This is a genomic window from Polaromonas hydrogenivorans, assembly GCF_040105105.1.
Classification (GTDB): domain Bacteria; phylum Pseudomonadota; class Gammaproteobacteria; order Burkholderiales; family Burkholderiaceae_C; genus Polaromonas; species Polaromonas hydrogenivorans.
The window spans coordinates 14,987-37,264 of the sequence record NZ_CP157680.1 but is presented as its reverse complement, the minus strand read 5'-3'; the positions used below and the strand labels follow the sequence as shown (position 1 = coordinate 37,264).

The following is a 22,278-nucleotide window of genomic DNA, read 5'->3' as shown; positions in this document are numbered from 1 at the left end:
GGCGCCGGCTCCTGGCTATTTCCAAGCCCATCAACCCCCGATAAAAAAGGATTTATCGGAACCAACCGGCCAACGGCCATAAAAAAAGCGCCTCAAGGGCGCTTTTTCTTTGGTGCATCATCGCCATAGATTGCAACTCAAGAGAAGCTGGCGACGTCTTTTTCAAGACTTCGCGTCGCGCGTCGCACCAATCGGTGGAAAATAAATCCTACTTCTATATCGGGGAAGCCGCCCACCTTGTACCCGATTTCGGTAAGAAACTTCCGCATCTTCGCCACAGTGATGCAGTCGTAGTTTGGAATGTACCAGTGACTTTCCTTGTCGGTCCTCTTGGACTCATAGAACGCCTTCAGTGCGCGCTTCGGATTTGGAGGTACGGTGACATCAAAGCGCTTGCACAACAGGCTGACGGTGTTGTCGATGCGACGAAGAACGCTTAAATCATTGATCTGCGAGTAATAAAAGACCCAGCCAAAACGCTGATTCTTATAAATACAACCAGTCAGCTTGAGATTGAGCGCCCATCTGAACCTCGCGAGCGCTGAATCTTTCTCCGCCACATCCTTTGCGTTTCGGAATCTATGCTTGTACTCCGTAAAAACGCTGACCAAAGAACTTTCGAAATTTGTGAGACTGCTCCTTCGCACAGATACGGTTTTTGGCCTCAATGAGTAACCTAAAAAGTCGAGTCCATTCGACACTTGCCCAACCTGTGTTTTTGACCCAAGCGCATCGAGAGGATGAGGATTCAACTTTGCTTTACGGAGAATTTCGCAAACATCTTTACATACTGCAACGGGTTCTGCGTTGGTCAGAATGATGATGTCATCTACGAATCTCACGCATATCGGGGCAAGGCCCCCAATCTTTTCATCGATATCCATCATGAATATCTCTGCCAAGACATTCGATATGGACAGGCCTTGCGCTACACCTTGGCTGTTCGCAGCAGTACTTTTGGTGTTGGTTTCCGGAACCGTTGGATTTTCCAGCGCACTATTAATTAAATTTCGAAATGGAGCAATTCGCACTCTTTTGTACAGCTTGGAAAGCAGCAACTTATGATTAATAGAAGGATAAAAATCCTTCAGGTCAATCTTAATAAAATAGCTATACTTGTTAGAGTCAATCGCGTTGCGAAGGTCTCCTATCAGTTCTTGAGGAAGATGCGGCTTCGACTTTGGGAAGACAGTAAAAAGATAATCGCAGAGAATCTTAAGCGTCAACCGATCCCGAATTGTAGGGATAGATAATTGTCGAGGCGATTTGCCCGCACCTTTCGAGATTAGCTTCTCTTTGTATTTGGTGAACCTGTAGGTGCTTGCTAATACCTTTTTGGAAATAAGCGTAGTTTCGGCAGCAAGTTTGGACGCAAAGTTGTGCGCATCTACCCTATCAAGTCCGATGGCTCGCGTCCCAAGAATTTTGGTCTCATAGACTGATTTGATAGATGTTTCAGAAAAATGCTCTCTGAATTTTTTGGCAGCATTAATTTTAATCAATTCTGATCCAAAACACAGAGAGCGGCAATAGATAAAGAATTAATACTCCGCTGATCCGACCACCACACATGATCAGCATAAAAAACCAATCCAGCTTCGTAGGAAATCTGCCCTCCAAACCAGCCCGATTGAATATCCGAAAATAACGATCATCGTAAGATGAATGATTCTCGCATTCCGAAAGTAGTCTCGAGTAGATTTTAGGTTTATCAACGGCACTTATAGTGCCTGCCTGCAATTCGTCGTAAAAAAGCTTTAATGCAATGTGATTGGTCCGCAACTGCAATGCACGACCTCGATAATCTCGACTCGAAACAAGCATCGAGATTGCGAGGAGCGCAACGGATAAAACCGCAGTGTAAATGTCGGTGTCTGGCCCTGCAAATTTTCCATAACGCAGCGCGACGATGTTTGCGGTTGAAGACACTATCGCGTACCAAACGAGTAGAATCTGCGAATGTAGGTCATTATTTTTGAGGCGAAGTTCAGCCGCAATACGTGCTTTGAACGTGAACCAGATATCGTCAAATTTGTGCATAAAGTGGAGGGACGAGAATTGAGAAGTAAGTAAATCGCCCTTTTCAGGACCAGGGGCTCATCACCCCAACAGGAAATCCCGTTTGTTATCAGGTCCGCCGTGCAAGACAGCTGCTTGAACCCGCCCCTCCAAGCTAAATGTAACAGGTTTGATACCAAAAACGTGATTGCAAGAAGAAGTTATTGAGGCCGCTTTAGAAAACGAAATTTAAAGCACGTTAGCGATGTGGGCCGCCTGGGCCTCTATTGGAAACGAAGATTTTTGAGCAGATTTTGTGAGAAAGCATGTCTCTACAGGGCGATAGGTCTGCCAAATCTTCTCAAAAAGCATTCTTGGAACAGAAACTCGAAAAACATGATTTTTGGGAATGCCGAACGGCTGCAGAGGGCCGACTTTCATAGGCAAGGAACTTCGCTAGTGATTTAAATTCCATTCCTGAGACTGCCCCAAGCAGGGCACCCACGCCGCCTCGTTCATGGTCATGGCCAAGCCGATCAATCAGTGGTACAGCAGGTTGTACTGGGCCTGCTCCATGAGTTGGCGTTCCGAGCGAATGCTGTAGAAGATGTCGGCGCCGCGCATGTGATGTGGTTTTGGCTTGTCTCAGGTGAAAAAATAATTTTTCTCAAATTATCGATTGAGCCTGCCAATCGCGAACTTCGCTTCGAGATATTTCAGTGGCTTGCTAGGAAAAACGAGCCGATTCACTATGTGGTTAAATTCACGTTCACACTTAAAAAATCGTAAAGGGTCAAGCATGTTGAACTATTTTGATAAGGCACTTCTGAGCCAGATCCCAGAACAACTACTGAAAGTTCCGTATTTGGTAGAAGAGAAAACTGGTATCTCCTTGAAAATTCAGGATATGGACGAGTTGTTTGCCGGGTCTGCACCTGGATTTTCTAGGGCATTAGCGGTGCTTGACATAAATTGCGACGAACAAGCTATTACTCTCTGGGTCGCACCAGGCATAAAACTCGCCGCCCACATGATCAGTCATGAGCTTATCCATTTGCGCCGAAATATTCTCGAAGGCGTACCTAAAATATTCCCTCGCACGAATATCGAAGAAGCGTATATGACAGAGAGTTATTTCCTCGAAAATGAACTGGAGCATCTGTTCATCATTCCCGAAGAAATCAGCCTATTTCCAGAAGCTGAGGCTTGGTGGGCGGAGCATTATCGCCAGCAGATTGAGAAAGTTAGAACTGAGCAGGTTTCCATTGCACACCACTGGCGGACGATACGCATCGCACTGCCAAAGCAAACGGAGTTGATCCAGGCATGTGCCGCAATCATTAGAGACTACGATAGTAGACCTACAGAAAGGCTAGCTAACGAGTTTTACCATTCCATCGCCGGCGCTATGCCAAACAAGCACGAAATGATTCTGGAGTTGATTGACATGTTTCCAAGAGAAATAGTTTTTACCATAGGCGTCGGTCGGTTCACCTGCAAGCCAAACGGTAACGGTATAGGCCAAGAATTTATAGCACTAGGTGAGCATCTGCCGCGTCCCGCTAGGTTCGCTCACATGCTTTAAATTCCGAATTCTGGCAAGTCAATTGCGTATTCCGGCGCTCGTGACCGCTGATTCCGGTTGATCGTGACCGGTCGCGCAGCGTGAAGTGTTGCGCGCTTAAATTGTAGGGGTACCGGTCACGATGGGTCCGGATTGATCTGCTTTTTGCTGGTTTTTTGGCCTTTGACGAAGAGACTCGCCCGTCAGGGTGAAACGGTGGTTTCGCTGCATCACGCGGTCCAGGATGGCATCGGCAATGGTGGCATCTCCCACCCAGGCATGCCAGTGTTCAATGGGTAGCTGGCTGGTGATGATGGTCGCTTTGCTGGCGGCCCGGTCGTCAATGATTTCCAGCAGATCGGCCCGGGTCTGACTGTCCAGGCCGGTCATGCCCCAGTCGTCAAGGAGCAGCACATCGGTTTTGGCCAGTTGCAGCAGCCACTTTCCAAACGTGCCGTTGCCGTGGCGGATGCGCAGTTCTTCTCCAAGCCGGGGGACCCGCTGATACAGCGCCGAGTGGCCGCGCCGATAGGCGTACTGCGCCAGGGCGCAGGCCAGCCAGGACTTGCCCGCGCCTGTCGGGCCGGTGACCAGCACGCTGTGGCCGCTGTCAATCCAGTCGCCCAGCGCCAGACTCATGACCGCCGTGCGCTCCAGACCCCGCCCGGGGCGCGTGTCCAGATCCTCGATGCAGGCCTGCGGGTACTTCAGGCGAGCCTCCTTGAGCAGGCGCGTTTGCCGCTTGTCGTTGCGAAAGTAGACCTCGCGGTCCACCAGCAAGGCCAGGCGTTCTTCAAAGCTCATGGCCGTCATGCCCGCCTGGGGTGAGTTGCTCTTGCAAGCCTGCGGCCATGCCGTTGAGCTTCAAGCCGCGAAGCTGCTCCAGGGTCGTGTTCATCATCATGGGGTTTCCTTTTGTTTTGCCGTTTTGCGCTGTGCTGGATGTGGTTGCGGGCATGGCCGGCGTCACTGGTAATAGCCCGGCCCGCGCACATGCGCGTGCGCCGGACTGGTCCACTGCGGCGTGGTGACGGGCGCGACCAGATCACGTCCATTGGCCAGGATGTCGCGCACATGGGCGCTCCTGGTGGTGCCCAACTCCAGCGCGATCAAACAGGCCGCCTCCAGGCGTGGCTTGCCGTAGCGCCTGGCCAGCGAGAGCAAGGCTAGACAAGCGCGGTAGCCGTGTTCGGGATGCTGGCGCTCTTCGAGCAATCGCGCGACGGTGCGCCCGGTCGCCACGCCGATGCTCGTGCCCCAGTGAATCAGCCGCTCGGGCGTCCACGCCAGGTGCGCCCGGTGGGCCGCTGACAGGTGCTCGGGCACTGTGGTGAAAGCGCCCTTGTGCGCGCAGCGCAGGTGACAGGCCACACGCTCGCCGCGATGAAGAATCTCCACCGCGCGCGCTGTGATCCGCGCTTCCAGGGAAAGACCGACCAGGAAGTGGGGAACGCTGTAGCGGTGGCCTTCGAACTCGACATGCTGGTCAATGTGAACGCGCACGGTCTTGTAGACCGCCAACTCCCAGGTCTGCAGCGGCAAAGGCTGCAGGGCCGGTGCGTCGAGTTCGGCAAACGCACTGGCGCGGCATCCGGGCAGCTTTTGAAACGGCTTGGCGTTGAGCTGGGCCAAGAGCGGGCCGATGGCCTCGTTGACGTCATCGACGCTCTGAAACTGCTGGTGGCGCAGGCGCATCAGGATCCAGCGCTCGACCACCTGCACGGCAGACTCGACCTTGCCCTTGTCCTGCGGGTGGTAGGGGCGTGCCGGCAGCACCGAGGTGCCGTAGTGGCGCGCAAAGTCATGCACCGTGTCGTTCGCCCTGGGCTCGTAGCGGTCGGGGTTGGCAATCAACGCCCGGGCATTGTCCGGCACGATCAGCAGCGGCACTCCGCCGAAGAAACGCAGGGCCTGCGCCGTCGCCCCGAGCCAGTCGGCCGTGGTCTCGCGCGCCGTGGCGTAGGCGAAGGTGTAGCTCGACGCGCCCAGGGCGCCAACGAAGATGTGGGCGCGACTGCCGTCCGACAGGGCCACAGTAGGTCCTGCGTAGTCGATGAACAGCTTCTCGCCGGCGCGGTGGATCTGGCGCATCGAGCGCTTGAGGCTTTTGGCAAAGCGCCGGTAGTTCTCACAGAACTGCGAGTAGCTGTGGGTGGTCTCTCCCGGGTGCTGGCCGACGTGCTCGTGCCACAGCAGCATCAGCGTCATGCCTTTGCGCCGGAGTTCCTGGTGCATGTGAGCGAAGTCGGGCCGCACAAAGGCGCTGGCTCGCTGGGGTGTGCTCGCCAGGCGGCTGTGCAGGGCCGCCTCGTCGAGCAGCTGAATCTGGCTCCAGTCCAGCTTTGCAGCACTGGCCAGGGCGACGTATTTGGCAACGACGCCTTTGGAAACGCCCAGCGCTGCGGCGATGCGCTCATGCGACAGATGGGCTTCGAGTTTGAGACGCAGGACGTCCTTGATTTTGCGCATAGTGATCCTTCGGGTATCGGGCAAGCTGGCTCCAGCAAAAAGCTGGCAAGGCTACCTGTAGAGACTTGCATTTGAAAAGCGTCGGGCCTGCATTCAGCGGATTTTTGGGCCAGGATTAACTGCGTCTATCGACCCCCTCGCGCCAGAATTAACTGCAACTGAGCCGGCATTGGACGGCGTAGGCCTGCATTGCATCGCCGCCGGCCAGGATTAACTGCAATTGACCGGGCTGCCCGCGTCCAGCAAACCTTCAGTTTTTGGACGGGTTGCCCGGAGCGGGTTGATGCCGAAATGTCAGCTTTTTGAGTGTCCAAAAATGCTTTCCATTTATCAACGTCCGCCTGCAATAAATTTCAACGCCCCCAGTTGGACGATTCATGCCGTAAGCCCCACTGACGCGCCCCGATCACCTAAGCCTCACGCGGACCACCAGCTTCAGCTGGTGGTTGTTCATTTTCCTGAGGTGCCCCCTTACCGCAGGGAAGTGTTAAGGGGACGCTTCGTCAGCGTCTTCCTCTGGATCACCTTCCGGCGCGTCAGGGTCGTCGATCGTAATGACGCCATCACCGTCGCACCTGGAACAGTCGTCAAGGATCACAGTGCCCTCGCCAAAGCACGTGTGGCATTGGGCGAAAGGGTTGTCTTCGTTGGGGTCGTAGCCCGTGCCGCCACAATCGCCACAGGCGACTTCAACATCTGAGCCACGGCCATGGCAAAGAGGGCAGGTAATGGTGTGCGAAGAGTGCATATCACGCATGGTTAAACCCTCCTTTCTTAAGACATGAAGTCCGTCATGGACGCCAAGAGACGACCGGTATCATCATTGCTAATGAATTCCGATTTGATGTATTCCTCAACGGAATAACTTGCGTACCGCATTTCGATGAAAAGCTCCTCGTCGCGCATGTCCACACAGTAAGGCAAGTCGCTGCGTGCGTGGCTTTTGAGGAACATTTCGATGATGTAAGGCGACTCTTTCTTGAGCTGATCGCGCTTGACTTGCATTTTTTCCAGGGCTTCCTGCATGCCGGCATTTTCAGCATGAGCATTGGTCAAGTAATCCATAAACCTCGTAGGCACACAAAGATGCGCAAAAGAGCCATACCCCCGTTTCCCGGCAACTTCATCCAGTCTACGGAAAAAGGCAAGCATGGCTCCTAAGTTGGGCTGACGGTACTCATGAGCAAAGTGGTCAAGCCTTGCCGCATGCCCGCTGTTGACGTATTCACGATCTTTTTCAAACTGCGGCACAAGGTCAATGAAATCCCCGAGCATTGGCCGCATCAGCTCAAGGCTTTGCATGGGCAAGGGCTTCTTGCGGTCGTACTTAATCTGGAAGCCCATAAACAAGCCTACGCTGTTGATTTTCTGAATCCGCACCTCGACATCTCGAATGCGCGCATCAACGATGCGAGTGAAAGCGCCACCAGGGGCCACAGACGCCTTGAACGACTTTTCGTCGTAAGGGAGCAAGGGGATGCCGAAATATGCCGCATCGCAGACATGTTCAGGATTAGTGATGTCGAAGACTGAAGGAGAAATAGGCTTGTGATCGACGTACTTCAACAATTTGCGTTGATTAGGATAGTGACGGATGCACGCATGCAAACGGTCATAGGCGTATTGCCGAGCATCTTGGGAGGGACGGGACATGATGTTTCCTTTAGAAAAAGGGGGTCGCTGGAAAAACTACAGGCATGAGACCGGTAGCAAACTCAGCTGGAAACATCGTGTCCATTTTTAGCCTGCCTGTTGGCAGGATGGGGTGCTACGCCCGCCCCAGGCTGGCTGGGGTAGGCGAATTGTAAGCGATGCGATCAGATATAGGAGGCAACTTTCCACCGCAACCGGCCCAATGGCAGTGAGTAGCACGCCATGGCCTACTCGGTGCGGCTGGCCTAGACGCCTTGCATGCACAGCATGATGGCAATCCGTCCAGAAACTGAAGGTTTGCTGGACGGTGCAGGCCCGGTCAGTTGCAATTAATGCTGGCCGGCGGCGATGCAATGCAGGCCCGCGCCGTCAAATGCAGGCTCAGTTGCACTTAATTCTGGCCCGAGGGGGTCGATAGATGCAGTTAATCCTGGCCGCAAAACGCGCTGATTGCAGGCCTGGCGCTTTTGGAATGCAAGTCTCTACAACTAAACTTGCCAGAATGGCTGCCTTCAGTCTTCTGGAGTCATTCGCGGAGCATGATTAGGCATTAGATTTCGTCAAGAAAACGGTCGTATTCTTGACATAACGCCCGTAGTTGGGGTGTCTGTGACAACCGAATAAGCACGGCCTGTTCTGCCCCAACAGGGGTTAGAACAATTGAGGAGCTGACTCGTTCACCAGCTTCACAACAGGATGATCTCGGCCTGACCGCTGATGACCGGCTTGCACAGGATTTTGTAGCCGTCGGCATCAAAGCCGGCAGCCACCACGTCGAGCTGGCGGGCCTGGGCCTCGCTGCCGACGCTGCCCAGGTAATGCCAGTTGCAGATGACGTGAAGTTGGCGGTCTTCACCATCGCGCTCGACCAGGGCGATGGCGCCAAGGTAGGGCCAGCAGGTCACGCGCAAGGCGTCCAGGCTGCTCAGGAGGCGGCTGTGGTGGGCTTCCTGGCTTTCCTCGCCCCGGCAGACGCCGGCGCACTGGTGCAGCATGGCGCGAAAGCACGCCCGGCCCGGGGCGAGCTTTTCCAGCCCGAGCGCGCCGTAGCACAGCCGCTGCCGGTCGGCCAGGCCGTGCAGCGCCTCCAGGGCGGCATACCGGCTGCTGAACAGGCCATAGAGGCACGGCTCGGTGGCGAAGTTGATGTCTTTGGAATAAACCACCTCGGGGCGCCCGTCATGGATGCGAAAGGAGCACAGCTGGCGGCTGCGGCGCAGCTTCTGGTTCAGCAAGGGTTGCTCAAGCTTGATCAGGCGCGCTTCGAGCAGCAGCGCGCCGATCTCGCCGGCGGTGCGGATGTGGCTGATGCGGTGCGTCTGGCGCAGCAGGCGCGCTTCGCCGGAATTGCGCAGGTGCGCCAGCACCCGGCTGCGCAGGTTGACGCTCTTGCCAATATAGAGCGGCCCGCTGCCTTCTGCGCCATGGAAGATGTACACCCCTGGCGCGCAAGGCATGTCAGCGATGGCTTCGCGCAGGTGGGCTGGATATTCATAAGGCCGGGCGGGCTCGAACTCGGGGTGACGCTTGGCGGGAAGGTGCATGGCTCAGGCTCGGGTACGGTTTGATGCGGGCAGTGATCGCGCCCTCGGTCATCACTGAGTGAAATCTCAATGTCGCGCTTGTCAAGTGCGGTGCTATGGTATCGGCATGGTCATCATCAAGCGTCAAGGGGTCATCTTTGCATCCGCACTTGGGCGCGGGGCGGCAGCCGTCGCGGGCGCATGGCTGCTGATGCTGGGTCATGCTGCCTCATCGCCTCTTTCCGATCAACTGAAGGCAACGGCTGCGCCGCGGAGCGCAGCACTGACGCCCGTGCAGCGAGCCGCCTGTCCCTTGCAGCCGGCAGCGACAGTCGCCGGCAGGAAGGACGGGAAATTTACCCTGCAGGCCGACTTGTCCGGCATGACCGCGAGCCATATCGCCTCGTTCATTGTCCTGGGCAAGGAAGCGGCTGCGGCAGGCCGGCCGCGCGACGCCGAAGTGGCGTTCCTGATGTCATGCCGGGTGGCGGACAAGCTCAAGGGGATGGACTCCGTCGAGTCCGCCGACGCGAAGTACCAGCTGGGCTGGCTTTATGCGGGGCTCGCCCTGGAGGACGGCTCTGCCAGAGCCAGCCGCGCCGAGCTGCGCAGGCGTGCCGAACGCCTATACGCGGACAGCCTGCGCACGTACTTGGCCAGGTACGGCCAAGCCCATGAAAAGTCACGGTTTGCAGCCGCAGGGCTGAAGGCGCTGGACCAGCCGGTCAGGTCGGTGCAGGAGGGCACTTCAAAGCCTTCCCAAGCCTTGATGCCGCCATCGCAGGCCCGCCGCAATGAGGCCGCACAAGCGGCTCCACCAGCGCCGCACGAGCCGGGCGCGGCAATATCGCCCGGACCGAGTTTCGACTGCGCCAAGGCGCGCTCGATGCCCGAGAAGATGATTTGTTCTGACGCCGAGCTTGCCCGGCTCGACCGCGAACTGGGCCGGGTGTACGCGCGGGCGAAAAACGCGGCCTCCGACGGCGCAGCCTTTCGACGCCAGAACAGCGAAGAGTGGCGCAGGCGCGAGGCGACGTGCCGGGACCGGGAGTGCCTGCTACGCTGGTATGCGAACAGGCACGATCAGCTGATGAATGTCATTGAAGGGCCGAAGCAGGAGCCAGCGCCATCGGCGCTTTCCCGATAGGCGCTCTTGTGGCGGCGCCGATGCGTCAGCAGAGGGCTTATCTTGACGGCAAGGACGCTGGTTGGGAGTCAAGGGGCGGCCTGCTTTTCTTCGGCGCAGAGCGCTGCGCGTTCTTTCGGGGAGGAGAGGCTCCTTCGGAGCGACCGCACTCGTTGCTGTGCCCGGTGTCGCCACAGACATAACTGCCCGTGTCCGATGGACAACTGTGCCACCGATGGCAGCCGCTTCGGTGCGCCATGGCAGGAGCACAGATTGCAAGCACTCCGGAAATGAAGGCGAAACGGGCGAGGAGTTTTAAAGAGGTGTTCATTGCTGGTGAGCCGTGCAGTCGGTGCCGTTTTATTTTTCGGTTTTTGTACGCACCCAAGTTTGATCCACTGTTCACCTTAAACGGCCATGCCTTGCGAGATACTCTCGCCCATGTCACGATTTCTCACGCTTACCTTGTCCCTGGCGGCCTGCCTGGCGATGCCCACCTGGGCGGCTACCCAGTGCCCTGAACACTTCGCCGGCGGCGTTGCGCCCACCGTCACCAACCCCAGGCTCAAGGCGCGCACGCAGGAGGTCTGCTTCGAGGCTTTCGCGGTGCTGCATTCGGGCATCAGCCGCACGCCGCTGTATTCGGCCGAGCACCTGACGCGGGCCAACGTCGAGGCGGCCGGAGCGTTGTCGAGGAAGGACTCCTTTCATCCCGAGCCCACCCTGCCGGCGCAGGACCGGGCCGAACTCAAGGACTATGCGCGCTCGGGCTATGACCGGGGCCACATGTCGCCCAATGCCGACTTCGCCAATCGGTCGGCGCAAGCCGAGAGTTTCAGCCTGGCCAACATGGTGCCGCAGGTGCATGCCAACAATGCCGGCATCTGGGCCGGTATCGAGGGCGCGGCCCGGCAGCTGGCTATTCAAGAGGGCGAACTGTACGTCGTTTCCGGCCCGGCCTTCATCGGCAGCGACATCAAGCAAGTCGGCCGTGTCCTGGTGCCTACGCACCTGTGGAAAGTGCTCTACAGCCCGAAGCAGCAGCGTGCCGGGGCGTATGTTGTCACCAACGACGAGACGCGCGAGTATTCGACCGTCTCGGTGTCCGATCTGGAGACGATGGTGGGTGTCAAGCTGCTGCCGGGGTTGCCCCAGGCGGTGCGCGATGGCGGCATGATTCTTCCCAAGCCCAGCGCACAGCGAGGCAAGAAGCCCAAGGGCAAGAAAGCGCAGCCAGAGGAAGAGTTCACGTTGCAGGACTTCTCGCGCAGCATCATCGACGCCATCGGGCGCGCCGGCAAACATTAAGTAAGGAAGCACAGCCATGACCGAAAAATTCAAGCCCTACGCCAACGAAGCCGACGTGCTGCGCATTGGCGAGCTGGAAATCGAGAACCGGGTGGACCGGGTGACGCTCACCGGCGACGTGGTGCTCACCAAGGACAAGGCCGGCCTGGCGCTGGCCAGGCAGCTACAGTCGCTCGTTGACGATGTGGTGAAAACCCTGGAGGCTGACAAGCAACTGCCCGACGCGGTGGAGCTGAAGGCGGCCAGGACGGTGAAGAATCCGTTTGCCTGAGAGTGGGGTTTGAGGCGCAGGGGAACGAAAAATCGAGTGAAGCCAGGTAGCTGTAGAGACTTGCATTTGAAAATGCGTCGGGCCTGCATTCAGCTGCCAATGGAAATGATGGAGTTCAACTCTTCGCAGGCCTCTGCAAAGACTGCGGGAGACACCTGTTTCCAGTGATGCGGCCTGGCGGCGCGTTGGCGCCAGTCAAACGACTTTGGCTGGTGTGTCAGCACATAGCCCACCTCGTTCTCAGACCCCGTGTACTTGATTGCGAACGGATTCGTCTCGTTAGACGCGGCATGCGTCAGGGGCAGGCCAATCACCAGGCCCGTGCGCTCATTGAACGCTTTGGATGAGAGGACCAGCATCGGGTGTTCATCCTTCATCTCGGACCCAGCCTGGGGATTGAAGTCGATCCAGATCATGTCTCGGCGGTCTGGCACCCACGGTTTGTTCACTGCCGGCATCAGAAGGCTTCTGCGCCGACCAGACCACTGGCCATGACTTCGCCGCCATGAATTTTCGGATCGAAGGCCTTGAGCTTTTGCGCCAGTGTCAGCTTGGGCCTGCCAGCGACGCGGACAAAAAAGCCACCCTCGACCACTTCGACCGTGATCGGCGTTCCGCGCGCAACATGCGCAGCTTTTGCCAGTGGCGCGGTGATGCGCATGCCCAGGCCGTTACCCCACTGCTGGATCGTCTGATCAATCACTAACGCTGTTGCCGAACTCATTTCGCACCCCCAAAAAAATGTTTAAACAAGTATAAACCACGCATCCAGGCTTGGAAAGGCTAGGCCGTGTTCGGAAAGTTTGATGTGCTGATGTTGTGCAACCCCCGAGGAAAAGCTTCGCATGGCCGCCAGGCTGCGCACACCGCTGCAGGTCCAGCGGCACCTGACGCTGGCGCTTGAAGCGGGCTACCAGATAAGTGAAAGACCGGTAACGGCTGAACTGGTGGAGTCCGTGCTCTCGCGCCAGCTCGACGATCTGGAGCCGACGCTGACGCGATACTAGCGACAGTGCCGCTGGCTCAGTTCAATGAGGCGCGGGTTGAATTCTTCGGGCTGCAGGCACTCCATCGGGCTGCGCTGGGGCCATACTTTGAGGATATTGGCCGGGCGGTGCTCCATGGGTCCGCTGCCCAGCGCCGGGCCGATGAGGTAGGTCGGCACATTGTTGCGCGCATAGTGCGGGTACATCTGACGGGCGTAGTCCTCGAACCGCCCCTCATCGGTGGCGCCATCCACGAACACCAGGAAGGCAACCATCTGGCCGCATGCGTCGCAGCGTACTTCTTCGCACGGCACTTTTCCACGGGGATAGGGAGTGCGAACGGGCAGCGGCGCTGCGCGTCCTTGTCCCTTCACCGATTCGAGGATGCTTGTCAATTCCCTGCAGATCGGCTCAAGGAGTTCAAGGCGCCGCTGGGTCATGGGGTCGGCGGCATCGCCGGCAACTTCGCTGACGATCTGTGTTTCACCCGTTGGCGTGCTTTCCACGGCAAGCCTGCCGAGTTCGCCCAGTTCGAAATCACGGAACACGTATGCCATGCCCTTGGGCAGCAGCTGGCGCGTAACGGTGATGTTGAGCGGTAAGCGAAATCCTAAACCGGCGGTTTCCTGACGAGGGCGATCTGTGGGCATGGGAAGCGCTTTAACTATGTGCGTGTGCGTGGGTTGAAGCCAGGAGAATATAAAGAGCTTATGCTTCAGCTTGGAAAGCGATAGAAAGCCGGACTCTCAAGCGAACTCATGGTGTTACACCCGCGATTTTGCAGCTCGTTGCCACTCTTGAGGAGTGGCCAAGAAGCAAAAAGCCAATGTAAATTGGCTTCGCTCTATTTGACCATCTATCTTGGCCTCTTAACTGCTTTTACGGATCCACTGCGCCTTGGACCCCACAAACGAAAGGAGTCAGAAAATGACTGTTGCAATTGAAGTCGGAAGCACCAATGTGTACGCCGACCTTGGCTATGCGGATGCGGCACAAATGCAGCGCAAGGCATCGCTGGCGGCAGAAATCATTCGGGACATTAAAGCCCGGCATCTGACGCCCAATGCCGCCTCAGAGTTGCTTGCCATCGACCAGACAGAAATATCAAGGATTACGCGCGGTCAATTCCGTGGCATGAGCGAAGTAAAAATGCTCGAACTTGTCGCCAAACTTGGCCCTGCTGGGGTGCAGTGAGCAATGCAACTTAAAACCCAGCCAGGGATGTAGGTATAGGAAGGTCAGCGGTTTATCCCGGCGTAAGTGCCTAAAAACTATCCAAATCGGAAGATTTTCTCAATTTTAACAAAATCTGGCGCAAGGTGACGCACGCAAGGCTAATCGGCAAAAGATGTGTGTAATGGGATGGGTTAAAGGCTCGGGTGTCGATTAAAAGCCGGCAGAAAAATAGGATAACCCTATCCTGACGTGATTTAATGCTGTGATCTAAAACCTATCTGAGATGCACCTCAGATAGACACCATTTTTCACAGAACTGTAAAGCGTCAGACAATCTCAGGCAGTATATTAATCCCAACTCATGGATGCAATATCAGGCACAACAACTGATCTGTTGACAACGATTTGCCAGATTCCTTTTGTTTTAAGTGCATAAAAACCGGTGAATCCTAAAATATTCTTGGCCACTTTTTTGGCTTTCCCAGTGTTCAAATCACGCAGCCAGATTTCCGTCAATTTTTCTCCGTAATGAACAACGTATCGGCTGGCACCATCAGTAAACCAGTCGGCCGGCGAACTTAAATAGTAACCGCGATTAAATTGCAATTCAGTTGAATTATTTGGTGCATACGGATCATCATCTTTAGGCTTGGCTGCACCAACCAGATATTCATTTTTGCTGACGCCATAGGTCTGAAACGTAGTCACTATGCTGTTCGAAGCCAGGTCCAGTATTCCATAGCGCAGACTTACATCCGGTGGCATATTTGTCAGAGTTGCTCCCTTCGCTCCCATGACGTTAAACAAACCTTCATCGGGTTTGTTGCTTACAAGAAGCATAGCCTGGGCGCCCAACACATCGCCTTGCTGGATTGCAGCTGGCGACCAGCCTGGCGGAATCGGGACACTGCGGATCGCCTTGCCATCTTCGTAGAGGAATGCAGCGTTATCGCGCAAGATCATGACTCCCTTGGAGATGGGCACCGCCAATGCACCACTGATAGGCGCTGCACCTGAGGGTGTAAATGTGACCATACGACTATTTTTGTCGCGAGACAAAATACCCAATTCTTTGGTTTCTCCACTGGGTGCATAAAGCTTTAATGTCTGTGCATTCATGCCGCTGCTGCCCACCAAGTAGGTGCAAAAACCCGAACTGGTACGCCGTGAATGTCCAATGATGTCTCCACTGGGTTCAGGGCCAACCAGGGAAACAGGATCGTAGTTGGCATCGCTGCGGATGGAGTATGTGCAGGGCTTGTCTGTTTGAGCCATTGCCGCAGCAGTCCAGAGGCATAGGCTAGAAATGATGATGGATTTCAGTTTTTTCATTTTTTCTTATTAAAAATTGATGTTTAAAAATACATTTATAGCCAGCGCGCTGGAAAATCCACCTTGGCCCATGTTGGTCACAGGGCTTGCAGCATTTTTTACAAGGTTGCCAGCGCTTCGCGGTGGGTTTTGGGTTTAGAGAACAATGAAACTTAAAACATGGTTAAGCAAAACTTGGCATCCTTGCGGCCAGGCTCAGCAGCAATTAATCCTGGCCCGAGGCGGTGGATGAAAACGATTCATCCTGGCTGAAAAACGCACTGAATGCAGGCCGGGCGCTTTTGGAATGCACGTCTCTACACCTATTCATGAAACAACTGGGCTTTACAGGTGGAGCAGCGTGCATATACATCATCAGATTTGTAGAGTCCCTTGCGCCAGATGCCACATGCGCCGCAAAACACGCAGCTGTGAGTGCCATTGAAACGCCGGGAGCCGCTCAGGCGATAGTAGTCAACCTGTGAAATCCAATACTTCTTATTTTGTGCAGGGTTCAATGTATAACCCCTCAAAGTTCCGATCACCCCCAATAATGAGAGCAAGAAAAAAAACGCATTCCAAAACGGACTCATGAAAACACACGGCACTGCCACCAATGTCACACAGGCCCAGAAAAACCCAAAGGAACGCGCGTCCTTAATCTCAGCCTGGCGGTATCGCGCATAAATGATCGAAAGTTCATGGGCCGTTTTTTCGGCATCTATGTCATGGGCACTGTGATGCCGGGCAGATGGTTCGCGGCGGTTTCGCAGGGTTGGGCTGGAAGGTGGGTTGGCGTCGGTCATGGCTCAGATGTCGGTCAGTTGATCCCTGCCCAAGGCAGGCCGGCACAGCAGGTCGCATTATTTCGGTTGGATTCCAGGCATCAAATGTGGCGGCACGTGCCGCGATGTCGTTGCTGAAACGTGCTGCCACTCTTCATCAAGGGGTGTCATACACGGCCTTCGCAGAACCTATTTCATCTCAAAATGAACACTATAGATTGTAGTTCTATAGCGCTCTTTTTGGATTAATCAGCATGCATGCCGATTCCTGTCACACCACCACGCAATCACATCCGACTGGCCTTACGAACCATCCGGAAAGCGTGCGGCTTGTCACAGGAAGCATTTGCGCTGATCTCCAGCCGAACCTACGTCAGCACCCTGGAGCGCGGACTCAAAAGTCCCACCCTGAACAAGATCGACGAACTGGCCGAGGTCATGCAGATTCACCCACTGACCCTGCTGGTGCTTGCGTACGCCGAACCAGGCCATCTGGACGAATGCCAAAAGCTGATGAACCAGGTCACCTCCGAGCTAAGCCGTCTCACGATTACTGACTGAGGACGACTGGCTGAACTGCTGCCGGTTACCCCACGCACATTGGGTGTTTATCTTTCCGTACCATCGCCGACTCACGCTTTTTGCCAATGAAAAGCTTGGAGTCAGCAGGTACAGACGCCTTGCCTGCTCGTTATTCGAACAGGTCAGCGTGCGTTCCGGCGCGTACAAAGACAATCAAGGCGTGCCTTGCGCTCTCATCGAGCTTGTAGGCCAGCAAGAAGTCACCTCCGATATGGCACTCGCGATGGCACGCCCAGTCGCCACCCAACGAATGATCGCGCCATTCGGGATCCAGCGGCGCGTCGTTGGCGATCAACAGCAGCATCGCCTCCTTGAGCCGGTTCATGTCGTAGCGCCCTGCCCGGCTCAAGCGTTCCCAGTCCTTGAGGAACGATTTGGCGTAGTCCGCCGCTCGCGGCAGCGGGGCGCGCGCTTACTGGCCGGTGTTCTTTTCAAGGTCTTCAAACAGTTCGGCAGCACTGCCAAAGCGCGCGCGGTGCGTGCGCGCAATCTCGTCGGCCTCGGCCATCGCCGCGCGGGTTTCGGCGTTGGGCGCCCGCAGAGCAAATGGCATCTTCCGGTCAGCGACCACGCGCATCAGAAACACGCGCACCGCGTCCGACAGGGACAGGCCCATCGCCGCGAGCGTCTCGGTTGCCTGCGCCTTGATTTGCTCGTCCACGCGAACGTGGACCATCGTCGTTGTTTTTTTGTGCATCAATAGCAGTTGCTCGATAGCGCGACGGGCCAGCTTGGGCATCCCGCGATGGTTTTGTGAGCCGTCTGGCATTCGATAGTTTTTCAACGCGCGTGGCTCGATGCCGGCAGCCACTGCCAACGCATCCCATGTCATGCCAGGCTCTGCTTTGGCAGCTTGAAGAAAGAGCTGCTGGCCCTGGACTTGCCCGGCACTCATTGCGCTTGACTCTCCACGCCCTTGAAAACCGATTCCATCGAAAGCTGGCAATCAATACTGGCAAGGCAAAGCACCCCAGCCGTGGTCTGGTCCGTCAGCAACCACGCGCCGGCATCGACCAGGGTAAAAACCTCCACCTGCCGCTTCGCTGGATCAATCAGAACGTACTCGCGCAACGAGGCCAAGGTGCGATAGGCAACGAACTTGTCTCGCCTGTCAAAACCCCTGGTGCCGGGAAATAAAACCTCGACGATGAGCCTGGGGTCGGTCACGATTTGTTCATCACCGGCTTGGGCTTTGCCGCAAGTCACCATCACGTCAGGGTACAGCACCCCATCGGCAACTTGCACCTTCATGCTTTGTGCAAAGACCTGGCATCTGGTGCCATCCAGATGGTCCCCGATGCGGCTGGCCAGATTCAGGACCACGCGGTTATGCCGGGCAGTTCCTGCGACCCTTGCAAAGGTTTTTCCGCGAAAGCACTCATGCCGCTCGGGCTGATGCGCCTCCCAGGCCAGGAAATCGGCCAAAGTCATTTTTTGCAAGGAAACGGCCATGCACCACCCCTCTGAACAGCACGCAATGAATCCCATCCTACGCGCCAGAATCGCGTTTGAAAACATTCCGCAGCAAATGAATGGATCAAACTTTTTCAAGGTTGGCCAGCTTGAGAGCCGCTGTCCGGTACGACCATGTGGTCGAACTCAGCCAAGCCAGGTGGCCCTGCCAGACCGTGACCACCCGATTGCCGGCCGGCAACCGGCGCAGCACCTTCAGGTCATTGATCACCAGCTCCAGCATGCCGGGCGTTGCCTCGGAATAACGGATCAGCCGCACGAGCGGAACCGTCAAGTCGGGCTTGCCGCCGGGCTTTGTCGCCTGCAGCGCCCAGAAGTCGCTCGACAGCACCTTGTTCCTGGCCTTGGTCAGCCGCAGATTGAATTCATTCCTGAAGTTGTGGATGCACAGGCACTGCACCGACCCACGCTTGTCCTGCACCATCCGCGCGTCCATGAACAGGCCCTCGCGCAAAGTGGTCAGCACCTCGATGATGGCCAGCATCTTGCGCATGTTTTTCTCCTCCACCTCCTGGCGCTGCACGGCGGTCGGGGTGGGAATTTCAGGCACGAAAAAATGCGCGTAAGGCTGGCCGCGCAGTGTTTCTAGGTCTGCCACGACGCAGGGATCGGCATCGGCCGGCATGACCCGCAGCAGCCGGATCGCGTTGGGCAGGCCCGACAGGCCGAACCACTCGGTGCTGCCCTGCCAGGACTGACCGGCCTCGTCGAGCAGCTTGATGCGAAAGCCGCCCAGGGCCTTGTGCAGCATCCGCTCGACCTCATAGGCGCGCTGGTAATTGGGCAAGCGAACCTGGATGGATCGGTCCAGCGCGATGTGCCTGGCCTCGGGCAACTGCGCCGCCCGCTGACCCGGATCGCGGCTCAGGCCGATCTTGAAACGTGGCTCGTCAATGTGAATGAGCAGGTAGACATAGCAAACCTCCGTGAGACTTCGCGCCCTGCGTTCCTTGCGCAGCGCTCGCGGCTTGTCGTCCGCATGAAGCGGCGAGTCTGCAGCGTCTCGCACCCAGGCTGTTGCAGTGCGGGGAGTCGATGGGCTCATGACAGATTCCGATAGGTTGACTCAAGCAGGACACGCCATGGCTCACCGGCGCGCAAGTGCTGGCCATGAAGAAACAAGGCCGCCCCCTCCCCGCCGGCGGCCAGACAAGCGCCTCCAGGCCAAGGGTGCGGCGGGTTGATGGGACAATCAGGATTGAAAAAAAGCATTCCACACCTATTTTTTTCATCCTGGGTGACATTTTAGAACAATAAATGTCATTTTGACAATTATTTTTTCACTCTAGGTGAAATATTTACATGGAGAGTGAATTGATCAAGTGCCACCTGTCCCGCTTGATGGGCGAGCGAAAGCTCAAGATCAGCGACCTGGCGCGTGACACCGGACTGCACCGCAACACCATCACGCTGCTGTACCAGGAAACGGCGACCCGGGTCGATCTGGAGGCGATAGAAGCGCTGTGCAGGTATTTCCAGGTGGGCATTGCCGACTTGCTGGAGATCGTCGATGCCCCCGCCGCCTAGAAGGCCCAGCAGGCACGCATGAAAAAAGTGCCGATCCATGACCATGGCCGTGCCCCTTCTTCATGCCGGGCTGCACTTTGCGGCTCGATCGCCGCCGCAACCGTTCGAGCTGGCACGAGCCCATCAATATCTGCCCTTTGACGCAGGGCGCGGCCTCGGGAGGGCTGGGCAGGGGAGACGGCAATCACGCGGGCCACTTGCGCAGCCCTGCACGAATGAAAGCGGCTTGACACGGCTGCAAAACTTGACCACGATGTCGCCTTCATCGGCAGGGTCAACCAGGGAGCCAGAAAATGACAGCTGCCAGTGATCGCTTTCGCAGGGCAGCCAGCCAGTCCTGGCGTATGAACGGCCCATTGCCCCCATCCAGGCGAGGAGAACAAACCATGCTCAATGAACACACCCAAGTCGTCCTGGTTCGCCCCGTGCCCGGTTTGAAGCCAGGCGATGTCGGAGTGGTGGTCCATGTTCATGGCCAAGGCCAGGCCTACGAGGTCGAGTTCATGAGTCCGGAGGGCCGTACCCTGAGCGTTCAAACCCTTGACGCTGGCGATGTGCGTGCGGCTGACGGCCCGGCGGCATGCGCATGAGCGGCTGGCAGCCTGCACCGCGCTGAACCGGCAGGCCGGGCCAGCGCTTCGGGCCACGCCTCGGCTTGAGACATACTTCCTTGTGTATGTCACGACTCCTCACATTGACCTTGCCACTGGTGGCCTGCCTGGCGCTGCCCGCCTGGGCGGCTACCCAGTGCCCTGAACACTTCGCCGCAGGCGCACCGCCCACCGTCACCAACCCCAAGCTCAAGGCGCGCACGCAGGAGGTCTGCTTCGAGGCCTTCGCCGTGCTGCATTCGGGCATCAGCCGCACGCCGCTGTATTCGGCCGAGCACCTGACGCGGGCCAACCTGGCGGCGGCAAAAAAGCTGTCGAGGAAGGATTCCTTTCATCCCGAGTCCACCCTGCTAGAGCAGGACCGGGCCGAGCTGAGCGACTATGCGCGCTCGGGCTACGACCGGGGCCACATGTCGCCCAATGCCGACTTCGCCACCCGCTCGGCCCAGGCGCAGTCGTTTTCTCTGGCCAACATGGTGCCGCAGGTGCATGCCAACAATGCCGGGGTATGGGCCGGCATCGAGGGCGCGGCCCGGCAGCTGGCTGCCCAGGAGGGCGAGATCTACGTGGTGTCGGGTCCGGCCTTCATCGGCAGCGGCATCCAGCAGGTCGGCAATGTCCTGGTGCCCACGCACCTGTGGAAGGTGCTCTACAGCCCGAAACAGCAGCGTGCCGGCGCCTATGTCGTCACCAACGACGAGACGCGCGAGTATTCGGCCGTCTCCGTGTCGGATCTGGAGAAGATGGTGGGTGTCAAGCTGCTGCCGGGGTTGCCCCGGCAGGTGCGCGATGGCGGCATGGACTTACCAAAACCCAGCGCACAGCGCGGCAAGAAACCGAGGAGCCCGCAGCCGGAAGAACCCAAGGAAGAGTTCACGCTGCGCGACTTCTCGCGCAGCATCATCGACGCGATCGGGCGCGCCGGCAAACACCAAGGATCACAGCCATGACCTCAAAATTCAAGCCGTATGCCAACGAAGCCGATGTGCTGCGCATCGGTGACCTGGAGATCGAGAACCGGGTGGACCGGGTGTCGCTGACCGGCGACGTGGTGCTCACCCGCGACCAAGCCGGCCTGGCGCTGGCCAGGCAGCTGCAGGTGCTCATCGGCGGCATCGTCAAGGCGCTGGAGGCGGACAAGCAGCTGCCGCAAACCGTTGAACTCAAGGCAGCCCGGACGATCACGAACCCGTTCGCCTGAAGACGGCCCGGTCACCCGCCAGACCCGCGCGATGAAGCAGCTTGAGGGTCACGCTCCAGTAGGCCCCTGGTGCTCGCGCAGCAGCCCTGCCTGGCCTGCCATCCGATTCATGCCCTGGGCGCGGGCAGCCATTGCGCGTGCCTTGGCGATGTAGGGGGCGTCGCCCGTTTCCAAGGCATCGGCGATGAAAAAGGCGATTTCATCCTCATTGACCAGCGCTGCGGCAGGGTCATAGGGGGTCAGTTTTTCGTCCATCTTGTTCACTCCATTCCTGGCGATCGTCTCAGAATTCGCTCAGCAAAGCGCACCAACGACGGCTCCTTCAGATTGAAAAGCAACGTCAAATAGCGCCGAAACCGCCCTGCACTGGCGCGATTTACAGATTTTTCTGTTCAGTCGTGATGCAAACAATCCACCAACGGATTCAGAAAACGGCAAAACGACCTGGCCGGAAAAAAAACAATATCTGCACCTTTGGGATTGCACAGCGGGTGCAATCCCAAAGCCACTGGAAAAAGCATCACGGCCATATCAAACTCCGAACCTATTCCACTCATAAAGCGGTCAATGAAAAAATTTCCTCCCCTTCTCGCAGCGGCATTGATATTGATTCCTATACTTCATGACTACCCACTCGGGGGCGCACTGTTTATTGTCCTGGTGGCTTTGGTTCTGCAAAATCAAAAACCACGGCTATAGAAGACCGACTTGCAT

General features: G+C 56.9%; 26 protein-coding genes and 3 pseudogenes. 13 read left to right on the top strand and 16 right to left on the bottom strand.

Translation table 11 applies throughout. From position 1 onward, the window contains the following. Positions 1-137 precede the first annotated feature (137 nt). Both ABLV49_RS25875 and ABLV49_RS25870 read right to left on the bottom strand, forming a co-directional pair. Positions 138-1,502 carry a reverse transcriptase domain-containing protein gene (locus ABLV49_RS25875; RefSeq protein WP_349283367.1) on the bottom strand — a complete coding sequence of 455 codons (1,365 nt, stop codon included), beginning with the start codon at positions 1,500-1,502 and terminating at the stop codon, positions 138-140. After that, on the bottom strand, positions 1,495-2,040 hold the full coding sequence (locus ABLV49_RS25870) for an SLATT domain-containing protein (protein ID WP_349283366.1): 546 nt from the start codon (positions 2,038-2,040) through the stop codon (positions 1,495-1,497). Before ABLV49_RS25870 ends, ABLV49_RS25875 begins: the two co-directional genes overlap by 8 nt. Before the next feature lie 757 nt (positions 2,041-2,797). On the opposite strand from ABLV49_RS25870, the gene ABLV49_RS25865 reads away from it, so the two are divergent. Further along, positions 2,798-3,583, top strand: a complete 786-nt coding sequence (locus tag ABLV49_RS25865) for a hypothetical protein (protein ID WP_349283365.1) — start codon at positions 2,798-2,800, stop codon at positions 3,581-3,583. 96 nt (positions 3,584-3,679) lie between these two features. Here ABLV49_RS25865 and istB read toward each other — a convergent pair. Beyond that, positions 3,680-4,466 (bottom strand): annotated as a pseudogene (gene istB / locus ABLV49_RS25860) (IS21-like element helper ATPase IstB). A gap of 62 nt (positions 4,467-4,528) precedes the next feature. Continuing rightward, positions 4,529-6,031, bottom strand: coding sequence for an IS21 family transposase (gene istA, locus ABLV49_RS25855; protein WP_349283364.1), 1,503 nt, complete (start codon positions 6,029-6,031; stop codon positions 4,529-4,531). Positions 6,032-6,314: 283 nt separating this feature from the next. Between istA and ABLV49_RS25850 the strand changes: the two genes are divergently transcribed. Next, positions 6,315-6,731 (top strand): hypothetical protein, encoded by a 417-nt coding sequence (locus ABLV49_RS25850; protein WP_349283363.1) that lies wholly within the window; start codon positions 6,315-6,317, stop codon positions 6,729-6,731. Between the two features lie 74 nt (positions 6,732-6,805). Here the strand turns inward: ABLV49_RS25850 and ABLV49_RS25845 are convergent, their stop codons facing one another. Both ABLV49_RS25845 and cho read right to left on the bottom strand, forming a co-directional pair. Beyond that, positions 6,806-7,684 carry a hypothetical protein gene (locus ABLV49_RS25845; protein WP_349283362.1) on the bottom strand — a complete coding sequence of 293 codons (879 nt, stop codon included), beginning with the start codon at positions 7,682-7,684 and terminating at the stop codon, positions 6,806-6,808. Between the two features lie 686 nt (positions 7,685-8,370). Further along, complete coding sequence (cho, locus tag ABLV49_RS25840) at positions 8,371-9,228, bottom strand: excinuclease Cho (RefSeq protein ID WP_349283412.1); 858 nt, start codon at positions 9,226-9,228, stop codon at positions 8,371-8,373. A 271-nt stretch (positions 9,229-9,499) separates the two neighbouring features. Here cho and ABLV49_RS25835 point away from each other — a divergent pair, with 271 nt between their 5' ends. The 3 genes from ABLV49_RS25835 (at position 9,500) to ABLV49_RS25825 (ending at position 11,912) form a co-directional block, all read left to right on the top strand. Then, positions 9,500-10,354 carry a lysozyme inhibitor LprI family protein gene (locus ABLV49_RS25835; protein WP_349283411.1) on the top strand — a complete coding sequence of 285 codons (855 nt, stop codon included), beginning with the start codon at positions 9,500-9,502 and terminating at the stop codon, positions 10,352-10,354. Between the two features lie 420 nt (positions 10,355-10,774). After that, positions 10,775-11,641, top strand: coding sequence for a DNA/RNA non-specific endonuclease (locus tag ABLV49_RS25830; protein WP_349283410.1), 867 nt, complete (start codon positions 10,775-10,777; stop codon positions 11,639-11,641). A 16-nt stretch (positions 11,642-11,657) separates the two neighbouring features. Next, positions 11,658-11,912 (top strand): hypothetical protein, encoded by a 255-nt coding sequence (locus ABLV49_RS25825; RefSeq protein WP_349283409.1) that lies wholly within the window; start codon positions 11,658-11,660, stop codon positions 11,910-11,912. An 89-nt stretch (positions 11,913-12,001) separates the two neighbouring features. Here ABLV49_RS25825 and ABLV49_RS25820 read toward each other — a convergent pair whose 3' ends face one another. Together ABLV49_RS25820 and ABLV49_RS25815 are read right to left on the bottom strand one after the other, a co-directional pair. Next, the gene (locus tag ABLV49_RS25820; RefSeq protein ID WP_349283408.1) at positions 12,002-12,328 is read right to left on the bottom strand and encodes a type II toxin-antitoxin system PemK/MazF family toxin; all 327 of its coding nucleotides are present in this window, start codon (positions 12,326-12,328) and stop codon (positions 12,002-12,004) included. A gap of 41 nt (positions 12,329-12,369) precedes the next feature. Continuing rightward, complete coding sequence (locus ABLV49_RS25815) at positions 12,370-12,615, bottom strand: AbrB/MazE/SpoVT family DNA-binding domain-containing protein (RefSeq protein WP_349283407.1); 246 nt, start codon at positions 12,613-12,615, stop codon at positions 12,370-12,372. 142 nt (positions 12,616-12,757) lie between these two features. Between ABLV49_RS25815 and ABLV49_RS25810 the strand changes: the two are divergent. Then, a pseudogene (locus ABLV49_RS25810) lies at positions 12,758-12,916 on the top strand (ExeA family protein); the annotation flags it as partial. Here ABLV49_RS25810 and ABLV49_RS25805 read toward each other — a convergent pair. Next, positions 12,916-13,548 carry a hypothetical protein gene (locus ABLV49_RS25805; RefSeq protein WP_349283406.1) on the bottom strand — a complete coding sequence of 211 codons (633 nt, stop codon included), beginning with the start codon at positions 13,546-13,548 and terminating at the stop codon, positions 12,916-12,918. The pseudogene ABLV49_RS25810 and the gene ABLV49_RS25805 overlap by 1 nt on opposite strands. A gap of 277 nt (positions 13,549-13,825) precedes the next feature. On the opposite strand from ABLV49_RS25805, the gene ABLV49_RS25800 reads away from it, so the two are divergent. Further along, a complete protein-coding gene (locus ABLV49_RS25800) occupies positions 13,826-14,092 on the top strand; it encodes a helix-turn-helix domain-containing protein (protein ID WP_349283405.1) in 267 nt (88 codons plus the stop codon). Between the two features lie 330 nt (positions 14,093-14,422). Here the strand turns inward: ABLV49_RS25800 and ABLV49_RS25795 are convergent, their stop codons facing one another. Together ABLV49_RS25795 and ABLV49_RS25790 are read right to left on the bottom strand one after the other, a co-directional pair. Next, positions 14,423-15,406, bottom strand: a complete 984-nt coding sequence (locus tag ABLV49_RS25795; RefSeq protein WP_349283404.1) for a hypothetical protein — start codon at positions 15,404-15,406, stop codon at positions 14,423-14,425. Between the two features lie 302 nt (positions 15,407-15,708). After that, positions 15,709-16,191, bottom strand: coding sequence for a hypothetical protein (locus tag ABLV49_RS25790; RefSeq protein WP_349283403.1), 483 nt, complete (start codon positions 16,189-16,191; stop codon positions 15,709-15,711). 237 nt (positions 16,192-16,428) lie between these two features. Here ABLV49_RS25790 and ABLV49_RS25785 point away from each other — a divergent pair, with 237 nt between their 5' ends. Then, positions 16,429-16,731 carry a helix-turn-helix domain-containing protein gene (locus ABLV49_RS25785; RefSeq protein ID WP_349283402.1) on the top strand — a complete coding sequence of 101 codons (303 nt, stop codon included), beginning with the start codon at positions 16,429-16,431 and terminating at the stop codon, positions 16,729-16,731. 130 nt (positions 16,732-16,861) lie between these two features. Here the strand turns inward: ABLV49_RS25785 and ABLV49_RS25780 are convergent, their stop codons facing one another. The 4 genes from ABLV49_RS25780 to ABLV49_RS25765 all read right to left on the bottom strand — a co-directional run bounded on the left by ABLV49_RS25780 (position 16,862) and on the right by ABLV49_RS25765 (position 19,270). Further along, on the bottom strand, positions 16,862-17,101 hold the full coding sequence (locus ABLV49_RS25780; RefSeq protein WP_415838289.1) for a type II toxin-antitoxin system YafQ family toxin: 240 nt from the start codon (positions 17,099-17,101) through the stop codon (positions 16,862-16,864). 63 nt (positions 17,102-17,164) lie between these two features. Beyond that, positions 17,165-17,428: a type II toxin-antitoxin system RelB/DinJ family antitoxin gene (locus ABLV49_RS25775; protein ID WP_349283413.1), complete on the bottom strand. Its 264-nt coding sequence runs from the start codon at positions 17,426-17,428 to the stop codon at positions 17,165-17,167. Positions 17,429-17,643: 215 nt separating this feature from the next. Then, the gene (locus tag ABLV49_RS25770) at positions 17,644-18,204 is read right to left on the bottom strand and encodes a Uma2 family endonuclease (protein WP_349283401.1); all 561 of its coding nucleotides are present in this window, start codon (positions 18,202-18,204) and stop codon (positions 17,644-17,646) included. Between the two features lie 85 nt (positions 18,205-18,289). Continuing rightward, positions 18,290-19,270, bottom strand: coding sequence for a GIY-YIG nuclease family protein (locus tag ABLV49_RS25765; protein ID WP_349283400.1), 981 nt, complete (start codon positions 19,268-19,270; stop codon positions 18,290-18,292). Positions 19,271-19,539: 269 nt separating this feature from the next. Between ABLV49_RS25765 and ABLV49_RS25760 the strand changes: the two genes are divergently transcribed. The 4 genes from ABLV49_RS25760 (at position 19,540) to ABLV49_RS25745 (ending at position 21,564) form a co-directional block, all read left to right on the top strand. Next, on the top strand, positions 19,540-19,752 hold the full coding sequence (locus tag ABLV49_RS25760; protein ID WP_041377830.1) for a helix-turn-helix domain-containing protein: 213 nt from the start codon (positions 19,540-19,542) through the stop codon (positions 19,750-19,752). Positions 19,753-20,138: 386 nt separating this feature from the next. After that, complete coding sequence (locus ABLV49_RS25755) at positions 20,139-20,342, top strand: DUF4926 domain-containing protein (RefSeq protein WP_349283399.1); 204 nt, start codon at positions 20,139-20,141, stop codon at positions 20,340-20,342. An 86-nt stretch (positions 20,343-20,428) separates the two neighbouring features. After that, positions 20,429-21,313, top strand: coding sequence for a DNA/RNA non-specific endonuclease (locus ABLV49_RS25750; protein ID WP_349283398.1), 885 nt, complete (start codon positions 20,429-20,431; stop codon positions 21,311-21,313). Beyond that, a complete protein-coding gene (locus tag ABLV49_RS25745; protein WP_349283397.1) occupies positions 21,310-21,564 on the top strand; it encodes a hypothetical protein in 255 nt (84 codons plus the stop codon). Before ABLV49_RS25750 ends, ABLV49_RS25745 begins: the two co-directional genes overlap by 4 nt. A 72-nt stretch (positions 21,565-21,636) precedes the next feature. On the opposite strand, the pseudogene ABLV49_RS25740 reads toward ABLV49_RS25745, so the two are convergent. Next, positions 21,637-21,819 (bottom strand): annotated as a pseudogene (locus ABLV49_RS25740) (transcriptional regulator); the annotation flags it as partial. Between the two features lie 146 nt (positions 21,820-21,965). Here ABLV49_RS25740 and ABLV49_RS25735 point away from each other — a divergent pair. Next, positions 21,966-22,190 carry a hypothetical protein gene (locus ABLV49_RS25735; protein WP_349283396.1) on the top strand — a complete coding sequence of 75 codons (225 nt, stop codon included), beginning with the start codon at positions 21,966-21,968 and terminating at the stop codon, positions 22,188-22,190. The last annotated feature ends 88 nt before the right edge of the window (positions 22,191-22,278 follow it).